Origin of the sequence: Thiocapsa sp., assembly GCF_011390875.1 — a bacterium.
Taxonomy (GTDB): domain Bacteria; phylum Pseudomonadota; class Gammaproteobacteria; order Chromatiales; family Chromatiaceae; genus Thiocapsa.
Genome location: NZ_JAABRP010000085.1, coordinates 1 through 12050 on the forward strand (window position 1 = coordinate 1; position 12050 = coordinate 12050).

Consider the following 12050-nt stretch of genomic DNA (forward strand, 5'->3'; position numbering starts at 1 on the left):
CGGCGGGGAGACCGTCGTAGCCGCCTCCACTCGGTCGCCAGTCGTGCAGGGTCAGATGCAGGGCGTCGGTGTATGCGGGATGCCAAAGTTTCAGGGACAGGGGGCCTTGGGCGGGCAGTGCGGGGTGCAGCCCCTGCCAGGGCACGAAGCTGCGATAGCGCAGGCCGAAGACCTTGGCCGGCCCCTGCGGGTCCTGCTCCGCACGCCAAGGCAGTCGAACCTTGTCGACCGCGACCTGCCAGTCGTCGAAGTCCGCGGCGGTCTTCTCCTCGACGGCACGCAGGCAGATTTCCACGCGCGTCGTGCTCGCGTCCACGAGGCGGGAGGTTTCCTGATCCTGGCGACCCACATCGCCGATCAAGGGCCAGAATTCCACCGCGCGACGAATCGTCAGCTCGCAGTCCCGATGCCGCACCCGGGCGATCAGGCGCAGGCTGTTGCGCCTCAGCAGCTCGGCCAAGGGCGCCGCGAGGCCGAGGCCTGTCGCGTTCAAATCGCCGAGCACCTCCTCGAGGTCGTGTTCGAGGTAGTAGGGCAAGGCGTAGCGCTCGTGCAGGTCATCGCCGTGATCGCACAGCGGGGCATCGAAGTCTCGGACGGCGAGCATCGCGATGATGGCGCGCAGCAGGGCGGCGAGCGCCGCGGCCCGCTCGGGCGTGTGCTGCATGCGCAGGGCACGGAGCTCGACCAGCCCCAGTTTTCCGCGTCCGGGGATATACGGGTTCCAGAGTTTCTCGATGTTGAGCTCGGCGCGATGGCTGTTCCCGACGGCATCGGTCAGCAGTTGCGACAGCCCCGACCAGAGCGTCTCGGCGTCGGGGGGCGGTCCGCGCTCCAGCAAGGCGAGTGCGAGGCCCAGCTCGCGGAAGGCGTCGCGCCCGCGCTCGTCGGCGCGCACCGCTTGCCCGGAGCCGCCGATATGGTCGTGGGCGAAGAGATAGGACAGGGCGGGGTGTCGGTTCAGATAACGCACCAGGCGCGGCAAGACGCGCGGCGCGACGAAAAAGGGGCTCTCCTGCGGGCTGGGTCCGCCGAAGGTGATCTGTCCGCCGCCGCCCGAGTCCGCAACCGAGCCGTTGTAGTAAAGACGGTAGGGGGCGAGTCCGAGCTCGGTACTTGCGGCATAGAGAGTGCGCGTGGCGGCGAGCAACCCGGTCACGTCGGGGTAAGGCGCCATGTTGATCTCGATCACAGCCGGATCCGGCGTGATGGTGGTCCAGGAGACGCTTGCATCGACGGGTGGAGGGTGGCCGGTGAGCAGGAGTGCCGGCAGGCCGGCGTTGGTGGCCGCGGCACCGATCGCCGCGAGGCAGCGCACAAACTGCTCGACCGATTCGCAGTCGGGCAGCTCGATCCGCGCCACAGTCGCACCTTGCCAGGTCATGCGGTCGAGAATGAAACAGGGCAGTCCGTCGGTCGCCCTCGCCTCGTCGAGGTCCGTGTCCGCGAGCGCCGTGTCTACAAGCGTTGGCTCGGACAGGCAGGCAGGCGGCTCGTGCTCGGCAGCCGCTTGATCGGTGCCCGGAAAGCGGGCGACGACCTGGAGACAACCCTCGTCCGCAGGGATCGATCGCACGCCGCAGCCGATCTCAAGCAGGCTTGCGCAGAGCGCGCTGTGCAGGACGCCGAGATCGCAGTCGCTGCCGGGCGTCGTCCCGAGTGCGGGGTCGGGCGGCCCGTGCCAGACGGGTGTGCCGTCGCGCCGGGCGTAGAGGCCGAGACTCCAGCGTGGCCGGTCCTCGCCGGGATACTGCCGGCCCCGGGTACGTAACACGAGACCGCCCATACGGGTTTGCAGGACGCGCAGGAGCTGCTCGGCGCGGCTCGCCTTGTCCTCGCCCAGGGCCGTGCTCAGCCACTCGGGGGCCTCGGAGAAACGATCGGTGAAGGTCGGCTCGGTGCCGACCCAGATGGGCAGCCCCATTGCCGCGACAGCCTCGTCGTGTGTGCGCACGGCGCGGTCGAAGTCCATGGTGTCGCGATCCTGCTCGCTCATTGTGCGACCTCTTCCGGGCTTTGGCCGACACGGCGATCACGCTTGGGTAGGGTATCCTCGAAGTCGATGGGCGATGCGGCGAGCGCCGCAGTGGCCGGTCGGGCTTCAACGACATGTGCAGTCTGTGTGTTCTCGGAGTGCATGTCCGGCAACCTTGCGACGCCGGAGTATCGGAATGATCTCCGGTCGGTCCCGCTCGGGATCATGCCACGGGTCGAGGCGAGGGCGACAGCCCCGCGGCGCCCTCCGAGGCTTGCCCGTGCCCCTCATCGGGGCTAGCATCGACTGCGGCATCCGCCTAGGACGTGCGGCATCGGCCTAGGACGACTGAATCGTAGCCTTCTTTGAGATATTCGCAGACCCGCGTTTTTCGGTGTTCGAAGCCGCAGGCGTTCCAGTCCGCACCGGTCATCCCTTTCTCCGTCGACGAGGGACCATCATGCGTCCGAGCAGCGCGACCGCGACCCGTTTTCAGGTGGAATTGATCAAGCCCTCGCACTATGACGACGACGGCTATGTCATCCAGTGGGTCAAGGCATGGATCCCGTCCAACTCGCTTGCGAGCCTCTACGGGTTGACCCGCGACGCCGACCAGTCAGCGGTTTTGGGCCAGGGGGTGCACATCGAGGTCAACGCCTACGACGAGACCAACACGGTGGTCCCGGTGAAGCGGATCATCCGTCGCATCCAAGGCAATGGCGGTCGGGGTCTGGTCTGCCTGGTGGGTGTCCAATCCAACCAGTTTCCCCGTGCGATGGATCTGGCGCGACGCTTTCGCGCGGCAGGGTTGCAGGTCGTGATGGGCGGCTTTCACGTCAGCGGCTCCTTGGCGATGCTCCCGGGCGTTCCGCCGGAGCTGCAGGAGGCCATGGATCTGGGCGTCACCCTCTTTGCCGGCGAGGCCGAAGAGCATTTCGCCGACCTCCTCCGTGCCGCCTACGCGGGGCGTCTGGAGCCACTCTATAACCACATGGCGGAGCTCCCGGACCTGCAGGGCAAGACCATGCCTTACCTCCCGGCCGAGGTGGCGCGGCGCTATGCCCCGATGCCCGGGACATTCGATGCAGGGCGCGGCTGTCCGTTCCTCTGTAGCTTCTGCACCATCATCAACGTGCAGGGTCGCAAGTCCCGCTTCCGCGGCCCGGACGACATCGAGCAGCTGCTGCGCGCCAACTTGGCCCACGGGATTCGCCATTACTTCATCACCGACGACAACTTCGCACGTAATCGCAACTGGGAGCCGATCTTCGACCGCATTGCCGCGCTGCGCCGTGAGCTCGGCGTGAAGCTCAACTTCACCATTCAGGTCGATACCATGTGTCACACCTTGCCGGGGTTCGTGACCAAGGCGCGGGCGGCGGGTGTCTCGCGGGTGTTCATCGGGCTGGAGAGCGTCAACGCGGACAATCTGAAGTCCGCGCATAAGAAACAAAACAAGATCGCCAACTACCGCAACATGCTGCTCGCCTGGCAGCAGCAGCGCGTGACCACCTATTGCGGGTACATCCTGGGTTTTCCGGACGATACGCCGGAACGCATCCTGAATGACATCGAGACGATCAAGCGCGAGCTGCCGCTCGACATCCTGGAGTTCTTCTGTCTGACGCCGCTGCCCGGCTCCGCCGACCACCAGGCGCTACACGCGAAGGGTGCGCCGCTCGACCCGGACCTGAACCGCTACGACCTCGAGCATGTCTGCACGACCCATCCGCGGATGAGCGCGCAGGAGTGGCAGGGCGTCTACCGCCGCGCGTGGGACAGCTACTACTCGATGGAGCACCTGGAAACCCTGATGCGGCGCGCGGCGGCCTTCAACCGAAACCCGAAACGCATCATGGAGATCGCCCTGGAATTTTACGGGTGCTTCAGGTTCGAGCGGGTGCATCCTCTGCAGGGCGGGTTTCTGCGTCGCAAGATCCGCAGGGAGCGGCGCTCGGAGCTGCCGATCGAGTCTGCGTGGGTGTTTTACCCGCGCCGCGCTCGGGACGTCGCGACCACCTACGGCGGCCTGATCGCCTACGCCTGGCAGGTGTGGCAGCTTTATCGGCGAGTGAAGGAGGACACGCAGCGGCCGGAATACCGCTATTTCGATCAGGCGATGGAGCCGGTCGACGAAAAAGTCGAGGAGGGGGCGGACGCGCGTCCGTATGAGGCGTCGGCTGCCGCGTAACCGCGGCAGTTCGCGCGGAGGTCGAAGGCGCGCCCGATCGGCGTCCTCCAACCTCCGGGAGATGCTTTAGGCGGAGTGGTCGTTCAGCCACTTCCCGATGGCGGGGGTGACTTCCTTTTGAGCCTTGCCGCTGACATAGATGCCGATGTGTCCGCCCGGGAAGGCGAGCTCGGTGTAATCGCTGCTGCCGGTCAAGCCATTCAGCGCCTTTGATGCATCCGGCGGCACCAGGTGGTCCTGCATCGCATAGATGTTCAGGACCGGGCAGGTGACGTTCTTCAGATCCACTTCCCGGCCGGCGAGCATGACGCCGCCGTTGATGAAGCCGTTGCGCTGATAGAAGTCCTTGATGAACTGACGGAAGGTCTCTCCGGCCTGATCGGGGCTGTCGAAGATCCACTTCTCCATGCGCAGGAAATTCTTCACCTTGTCCGGGTCGTCGAGCACATCGACCATGTTGACGTACTTCTGACCGGTCAAGCTGAACGGCTTGAGCGAGAGGAAGGTCCAGTTCAACAGTTCGCCCGGGACGTTGCCCATGGTGTCGACGGCGAGGTCGATATCGACGTTCTGTACCCAAGCGGACAGGAGGTTGTCCGGGGTCTTGAAGTCGACCGGGGTGACCATGGTCACCAGGCTGTTCACCTTGCCCTGATGCATCGAGGTGTACATCAGGCTGAAGGCACCGCCCTGGCAGATGCCGAGGATGTTGATCTTCTCGACCCCGTGCGCCTCGCGGATATGGTCTACGCAGCGGTCGATGTAACCGTTGATGTAATCGTCGAGCGTGATGGCGCGGTCGGCCTGATCCGGGTAACCCCAGTCGATCAAATAGACGTCCTGCCCGGTTGCCAAGAGACCCTTGATGGTCGAGCGGTCTTCCTGGATGTCGGTCATGTAGGGCCGATTAACCAAGGCGTAGACAATCAGCAGAGGGACCGGGTCGGGGGTCACGCCTTCGGGCGTGTCGTAGCGGTAGAGCACCAGCTTGTCTTCGGTATAGACCGGCTGTTTCGGGCTCACGCCGGTGTCGATCTTCTCGGCGTTGAGTAGGTTTTCCATGCCTTGCCCAAGCTTGCGGGAATAGTCCAGCATTTCTTGAGTGAGCTTGTCGGGCCGGATATCGATCGGGAGCATCACGGTTGGGTTCCTCGCGGTAATCGTTGGATACGCGTTCGCGGCGCCCGGTTTGTCGGGGGCCGCATGGCGCATGAAATCTGTGGTGACGGCCCGATCTAGTCGGTGCTGGTGCTTTTCGTCGCCGCCTTTTTGCGCACCGGCGTCTTGGCGGCGGGCGCGACGGACTTGATGGCGGTTGCGGGCGCCTCGAGCGGGGTCCCGGCGAGTGCTGCAACCTGCCGCTCGAGCGCGCGCATACCCTGGCTGAGCTTCTTGTTCTCGCGGCGGGTCTCCTGCAGACGGTCCTGAAGCGTGCGCAGCTCGTTGCGGCTCGGCATGTTCATGGCGCCGAGGTTCTCGTCGACCAACACCGCCATGCGTTTCTTCAGGGCCATCTGGGCATTGACCAGGTGGCCGTGGATCTGAGCGTATTCCGGCGTCGCGACCTCTTCGGCGTAAACGGACTCGCAGGACATGACCCAGTGGTCGTAAAGGGCGCGGGCTGAATCGATGCTCTTGCCGCTGTCGATGACCTCTTGGATGTAGCCGCCCATCCGTTGGACGGATTTGACGCCGAGCTGGGCATAAAAGCCATTGTATTCCTGCAGCGCCTTCTGGTAGTCCATGGACGCGCGGATCAACTCTTGGTACTGGCCCTGCTCCTCGCGGGTGTAGCCCAGCCCCGGCGCGGACAACACGCGATTGAGGCCGTCCTTCACCTGGTCGTGCGGCATGTAGCGCAGGGCATCGCCGGGCATCGGCGACATCGAGGACATCATGCGCTGCCAGTTATCGAGCGGCATCTCCCAGAAGGACATCATGCGTTGCATGACGTTGTCGCCGTCGTCCACCGAGCCGCTGAAGCGCTTCTGGATGTCTTCCAGTGCCTTGGTCCAGAACGCCATGCCGTCGGCCGGGGATGCGGTGTCGCCCGGCTTGCCGGAGGCAAATCCCTCGCCGAAACGGAAGAAGACCTTGCCCTGCTCCATCATTTTTTCCATGAAGGCCTTCGAGGCATCGGGCGCGGCGGGGGCGAGCGCCTTCCACCAATTGTCGAGCGCGCTTTCCCACGGGTTGGTGAGCTCGCCCATGCCGCCCTGCGTGCCCATCGCTTTGCGGCTCATCTCGGTCCAGCTATCCCAGTACTTGCGTTGCAGATCCATCCAGCTGTCGTTGAAAAAGGTTTCATTACTCATGCTATTGCCCTCCTTTGGGTCACTTTGCGACACACGTTAGCACGTCGATTTGTGCACTGCAACAAAGCGGCGTAAGATCGGGGTTGCTCAATCGGCGCGAGCGGGGCATTTTAGATCCCGCGGCCGGGTCTTCTTGTCACGACCCGCCACCTCCGATCAAAGCTTCCACTCCAAAACTCATAAGGCACTTACACCATGAGCGACAACATCGTGATCGTCGATGCGGGCCGTACCGCAGTCGGCACCTTCGGCGGCAGCCTCTCTTCACTCGCCGCGACCGACATCGGGGCCGCCGTGCTCAAGGCGTTGATGGAGCGTACCGGAATCTCCCCGGACCAGGTCGACGAGGTCATTCTCGGCCAGGTTCTCACCGCCGGCGTGGGCCAGAATCCGGCGCGTCAGACGACCCTGAATGCCGGACTTCCGCACTCGGTGCCGGCCATGACCATCAACAAGGTCTGCGGCAGCGGGCTCAAGGCGGTTCATCTCGCGATGCAGGCGGTGGCCTGCGGCGACGCCGATATCGTGATCGCAGGTGGCCAAGAGAGCATGAGTCAGTCGGCGCATGTCCTGCCGCGCTCGCGCGAAGGCCAGCGTATGGGCGACTGGTCGATGAAGGACACCATGATCGTCGATGGTCTTTGGGATGCGTTCAATCAGTACCACATGGGCGTGACAGCCGAGAACATTGCCAAGAAGTATGAGTTCACCCGCGATGCGCAGGATGAATTCGCGGCCGCATCGCAGCAGAAGGCCGAGGCGGCCATCAAGTCGGGCCGTTTCGCCGACGAGATCGTTCCGGTCAGCATCCCGCAGCGTAAGGGCGACCCGGTTATCTTTGCCACTGACGAGTTTCCGCGCCCGGGGACCACGGCCGAGACACTCGGCAAACTGCGTCCGGCATTCGATAAGGCCGGCACCGTCACCGCCGGCAACGCCTCGGGTATCAACGATGGTGCCGCGATGGTTGTGGTCATGAAGGAGTCCAAGGCCAAGGAGCTCGGTCTGAAGCCGATGGCCCGCCTGGTCGCCTTCGCGAGCGCCGGTGTTGATCCGGCCATCATGGGCACCGGCCCGATCCCCGCCTCGACCAAATGCCTGGAAAAGGCCGGTTGGACGCCCAAGGACCTCGACTTGATCGAGGCCAACGAAGCCTTCGCCGCGCAGGCGATGTCGGTGAATCATGAGATGGGCTGGGATCTGAGCAAGGTGAACGTCAACGGCGGCGCCATCTCGATCGGCCACCCGATCGGTGCCTCCGGCGCTCGGGTGCTGGTGACCCTGCTCTACGAGATGCAGAAGCGCGATGCCAAGAAGGGCCTCGCGACGCTCTGCATCGGCGGCGGTCAAGGCGTGGCTCTGGCCGTCGAGCGGGTCTGATCGGAGCCCGAGCGGGGAGTCCCCCGGCGAGGGATGCCGGGCCCCGCAGGTCGTACCCCGTCGCGACTGGGGTACACTTCTTCGGACTGAAGGACGACACGGCCAGATGCCCATGAACGACGAGCGCATCATCAAGAAGTATCCGAATCGGCGCCTCTACGATACCGAGGTCAGTCGTTACATCACGCTCGCGGACGTGCGTGATCTCGTCATGAGCTGTACCGCTTTTAAGGTGGTCGACACGGCGAACGACAACGACATCACGCGTTCCATCCTGTTGCAGATCATGCTCGAAGAAGAAAGCGGCGGAGAGCCGTTGTTCAGCGCCACCATGCTGTCTCAAATCATCCGCTTCTACGGCGGCACCCTCCAAGGTATGTTCGCGCGCTATCTCGAGGGCTCGCTGGATCTCTTCTCCAAACAGCATCACGAGCTGGTCCGCACCTTGGGCGAGACCCCGTTTGATGCCATGACACGCATGACGCAGAAGAATGTCGAGCTGTGGTCCGAGATTCAAGGCGAGCTGATGCGCGCGGCGGGATTCGATCTCGGCGGTCATCCAAGGGGTAAGGCCGGTCGCAAGGAGCCCGCCCCGAGCGACAGCACCGAGAAAAGGCGCGACGATCCTGACTGAGTGGTTCTCGGGCGGTACTCGGGCGAGAGTGGCGGTTTGAATCAATCCATTTGATTGGCAACTCGGGGGTTGACAGGCGGGCATCTCGCGACTATTGTGCACTGCAACAATTGCTGCACTGCACAACACATCGGAGCAACGAGCATGACGACCAACGACACCCTGAACACCGTCAACGAATTCACCAACAAGACCGTCGAGCGTATGACCAGCCTCGGCGAGCTGAACGTCCGCATCTTCGAAAAGATGTCCGCGCGCCAGATGGATGCCATGAGCCTCTACATGGAGCACGCCATGCGCATGATGAAGCTCGCGACCGAGTCCAAGGGCTACAACGAGTTCTTCAAGGGCCAGGTCGAGGCCACCAAGGAACTGAGCGAGCGCGTCTTGGCCGAAGGCAAGACCAGTATGCAGGCCGTCAGCGATGTCCGTGACGACTATCGCACCTGGATCGAGAAGAGCATGGCCGACGTTTCCGCCGACCTGCGCAAGAGTGTCCCGGCTGCCTGATTCGACAGTCGGCTAGACTCGGCGACCCAAGGACGGGCCGCCATTCGCAAGCCCCCTGCGCAGGGGGCTTGCGAATGGTTCGTGATCGGAAGATCTTGAACCCCCGTGAGCGGATCGCGCGTTGATCGCTCCGGACTTTGACGAACGACACACACCAATAAAATCCTGGAGGAATAAGGCATGGCTCATATCGCACTCGTGACCGGTGGCATCGGCGGAATCGGCACCTCGATTTGCACCCGTCTGGCGAAGGACGGCTGCACGGTCGTCGCCAATCATCATCCTTCCGAGGCCGCTGTTGCGGAAACCTGGAAGAAGGATCGCGAGGCCGAGGGCTTCACCATCGACACCATCGCCGCCGACGTGTCCTCCTTCGAAGACAGCGCGCGCATGATCAAAGAGATCACCGAGAAGCATGGTCCGGTCGACATCCTTATCAATTGCGCCGGTATTACCCGCGACAAGACCTTCAAGAAGATGGAGGTTGCGCAATGGGAAGCCGTCATGCGGGTCAACCTGGACAGCGTCTTCAACGTGACGCGCAATGTCTGGGAAGGGATGCTCGAGCGCGGCTTCGGTCGGATCATCAACATCTCTTCGGTCAACGGACAGCGCGGTCAGTTCGGTCAAGCCAACTATTCGGCGGCCAAGGCCGGTATGCACGGCTTCACGATGGCCTTGGCCCAAGAGGGCGCATCCAAGGGCGTCACCGTGAACACCGTCTCGCCCGGTTATGTCGAGACCGCCATGACCTTGGCGATGGACGACACCGTGCGCAACAGCATCATCTCGGGCGTCCCGATGCGCCGTATGGCGCAGCCGGCGGAGATCGCGGCGGCGATCGCTTTCCTGGCCGGCGACGAGAGCGCCTACATTACCGGTGCGAACCTGCCGGTCAACGGCGGTCTCTTCATGCATTGAGGCGTTCATCACAACTAAACCGCGTCCGCTGTCGTTAAAATCGGTACGAGGTGAAATCAGCCTCGCCGCAGAAAACGACCTCGGCGAGACGCGGTTTAGAGATCGAATATCGAAGTACAGAACATCGATGGTTCAGGCCTGCCGGCTACGCGCGGAGCCCGAGACCTTACAGATCGATACCAGTGTCCTCCTCGTCTCTCTCATCATGAGACGTTTCCAGCCCGGCTCCCCGCCGGGCTTTTTTTTGCCCTCGGGAAGCTCCGCCCGGATCCGGATGATCGGGTTCAATCTCGCCTTCACGATGGCGATTCTCTGGAAGGTCTTTTCTTGATGCCTACCCTCGTCAAGCTTCAGCTCGACCGCTCGCGGGCGATAGCCCGATAACCGATGTCGCGTCGGAACTGACAGCCTTCCCACCGAATGTTCTCGACGGCCCGGTAGGCTCGGGATTGGGCCTCGGAAACGCTGTTTCCGAGTGCGGTGACGCAGAGGACGCGTCCGCCGTTGGTTAGGATCGCCGATCCATCCGCCTTTGTGCCGGCCTGGAAGACCTTGACGTCCGAGGGCAGTCCGGCGTCCAGCCCGCTGATCGGGTGGCCGGTCTTGTAGCTGTCCGGATAACCGCCGGCCGCCATGACCACGCCCAACGCGGGTCGCGGATCCCAGACGGCCGTGACCTGATCGAGACGGCCGTCGATCGCGGCGAGACAAAGCTCGACCAGGTCGGACTCCAGGCGCATCAAGAGCGGCTGGGTCTCGGGATCGCCGAGCCTGCAGTTGTATTCAAGCACCTTGGGTGTCCCGTCGGCGGCGATCATCAGGCCGGCGTAGAGGAAACCGACATAATGGATCCCCTCGGCGGCGAGCCCGGCGACCGTCGGCTCGATCACCTCGCGCATGACGCGATCGTGGATCGCCGGGGTGACGATCGGCGCGGGTGAATAGGCGCCCATGCCGCCGGTGTTGGGTCCGCGGTCGCCGTCGTCGCGGGCCTTGTGATCCTGCGAGGTGGCAAGCGGCAGGACGTGCGCGCCGTCGACCATGACGATGAAGCTCGCCTCCTCGCCGGTCAGGAATTCCTCGATGACCACGCGGTTGCCCGCGCTGCCGAAGCGCCCGGCACCGAGCATGTCCTGCACCGCCGCCTCCGCGGTCGCGAGATCCTCGGCAAGGATGACGCCCTTGCCCGCGGCGAGCCCATCGGCCTTGATCACGATAGGCGCGCCGACCCGGCGCAGATAGGCGAGTGCGTGCTCGGTTTCGGTGAAGACGCCGTAGGACGCCGTCGGGATGCGATGGTGCGCGAGGAAGTCCTTGGTGAAGGCCTTCGAGCCCTCGAGCTGAGCGGCGTCTCGGGTCGGTCCGAAACAGCGCAGACCGGCCGCCTTGAAGGCGTCGACGACGCCCGCGACCAGCGGTGCCTCGGGGCCGATGATGGTCAGATCGATCGCCTGCTCGGTTGCGAAACGCACCAATGCCGGAACGTCGTCCGCCGCGATCGGCAGATTCTCCACCTTGGGCTCATGCGCGGTTCCGCCGTTGCCGGGCGCAACGTAAACGCGTTCGGCCAGCGGCGATTGTGCGGCCTTCCAGGCGAGGGCGTGCTCACGCCCGCCATTGCCGACGATCAGGATCTTCATACCTGTCACCTTTAAACCGCGCCTAGTGCGGTAAGCGATATTTTTGGATGGGATCGGCCCCGGCAGACTTGACAAGCGCTGGAGCCGGCGCGGTTTAAACTATTAAAAAATAAATTATTTTAAACCGCGTCCCGGCTAAGGGTCGTAGATGCAGCCAACGTCGATCTCACTCACGAATCAGCATTTCGCTCTGGACGCGGTTTAAAACGAGACGACGCCGCGTCGGCTCGACTGAATGAATTGGACGATGGCTCGAGTCTCCGGCCCCGGATACTCCTGCTCGGCGCGGGCGAGTGCCTCGCCCGAGCGCAGACCGGAGCGGAAGACCAGCCGATAGACGGCCTTGATGCGCGTGCGCTGCTCCTGCGAGAAGCCGCCGCGGCGCAAGCCGACCACGTTGAGGCCCACGATGCGCGCCCGATGACCGTCGACCAAGGCGAACGGCGGCACGTCCTGCGCGACCCCCGTCACCCCGGCGACCATC

General features: G+C 63.8%; 10 protein-coding genes and 1 pseudogene. 5 read left to right on the top strand and 6 right to left on the bottom strand.

The features are described from left to right. Both GPT33_RS08755 and GPT33_RS08760 read right to left on the bottom strand, forming a co-directional pair. Nucleotides 1–1996, bottom strand: a 1996-nt coding sequence (locus GPT33_RS08755; RefSeq protein ID WP_296807503.1) for a transglutaminase family protein, incomplete at its 3' end; no start/stop codon positions are given. Then, nucleotides 1993–2139 carry a hypothetical protein gene (locus tag GPT33_RS08760; protein WP_296807506.1) on the bottom strand — a complete coding sequence of 49 codons (147 nt, stop codon included), beginning with the start codon at nucleotides 2137–2139 and terminating at the stop codon, nucleotides 1993–1995. The genes GPT33_RS08760 and GPT33_RS08755, both read right to left, overlap by 4 nt. Nucleotides 2140–2435: 296 nt before the next feature. On the opposite strand from GPT33_RS08760, the gene GPT33_RS08765 reads away from it, so the two are divergent. Continuing rightward, nucleotides 2436–4166 carry a radical SAM protein gene (locus GPT33_RS08765; RefSeq protein WP_296807509.1) on the top strand — a complete coding sequence of 577 codons (1731 nt, stop codon included), beginning with the start codon at nucleotides 2436–2438 and terminating at the stop codon, nucleotides 4164–4166. A gap of 66 nt (nucleotides 4167–4232) precedes the next feature. Here GPT33_RS08765 and GPT33_RS08770 read toward each other — a convergent pair whose 3' ends face one another. Both GPT33_RS08770 and phaE read right to left on the bottom strand, forming a co-directional pair. Continuing rightward, entirely contained in the window at nucleotides 4233–5303 is a 1071-nt protein-coding gene (locus GPT33_RS08770) for a class III poly(R)-hydroxyalkanoic acid synthase subunit PhaC (protein WP_296807530.1), read from the bottom strand. 98 nt (nucleotides 5304–5401) lie between these two features. Further along, nucleotides 5402–6481 carry a class III poly(R)-hydroxyalkanoic acid synthase subunit PhaE gene (gene phaE / locus GPT33_RS08775; RefSeq protein WP_296807514.1) on the bottom strand — a complete coding sequence of 360 codons (1080 nt, stop codon included), beginning with the start codon at nucleotides 6479–6481 and terminating at the stop codon, nucleotides 5402–5404. A gap of 195 nt (nucleotides 6482–6676) precedes the next feature. Between phaE and GPT33_RS08780 the strand changes: the two genes are divergently transcribed. The 4 genes from GPT33_RS08780 (at nucleotide 6677) to phbB (ending at nucleotide 9926) form a co-directional block, all read left to right on the top strand. Next, complete coding sequence (locus tag GPT33_RS08780) at nucleotides 6677–7861, top strand: acetyl-CoA C-acetyltransferase (protein WP_296807517.1); 1185 nt, start codon at nucleotides 6677–6679, stop codon at nucleotides 7859–7861. 112 nt (nucleotides 7862–7973) lie between these two features. Then, nucleotides 7974–8495, top strand: coding sequence for a polyhydroxyalkanoate synthesis repressor PhaR (gene phaR / locus GPT33_RS08785; protein ID WP_296807534.1), 522 nt, complete (start codon nucleotides 7974–7976; stop codon nucleotides 8493–8495). Between the two features lie 144 nt (nucleotides 8496–8639). Beyond that, the gene (locus tag GPT33_RS08790; protein ID WP_296807520.1) at nucleotides 8640–9005 is read left to right on the top strand and encodes a phasin family protein; all 366 of its coding nucleotides are present in this window, start codon (nucleotides 8640–8642) and stop codon (nucleotides 9003–9005) included. Nucleotides 9006–9185: 180 nt separating this feature from the next. Further along, a complete protein-coding gene (gene phbB / locus GPT33_RS08795; protein WP_296807524.1) occupies nucleotides 9186–9926 on the top strand; it encodes an acetoacetyl-CoA reductase in 741 nt (246 codons plus the stop codon). A 350-nt stretch (nucleotides 9927–10276) separates the two neighbouring features. Here phbB and purD read toward each other — a convergent pair whose 3' ends face one another. Together purD and GPT33_RS08805 are read right to left on the bottom strand one after the other, a co-directional pair. Further along, nucleotides 10277–11566, bottom strand: a complete 1290-nt coding sequence (gene purD / locus GPT33_RS08800; protein WP_296807527.1) for a phosphoribosylamine--glycine ligase — start codon at nucleotides 11564–11566, stop codon at nucleotides 10277–10279. Nucleotides 11567–11767: 201 nt separating this feature from the next. Further along, nucleotides 11768–12050, bottom strand: a pseudogene (locus GPT33_RS08805) (acyl-[acyl-carrier-protein]--UDP-N-acetylglucosamine O-acyltransferase); the annotation flags it as partial.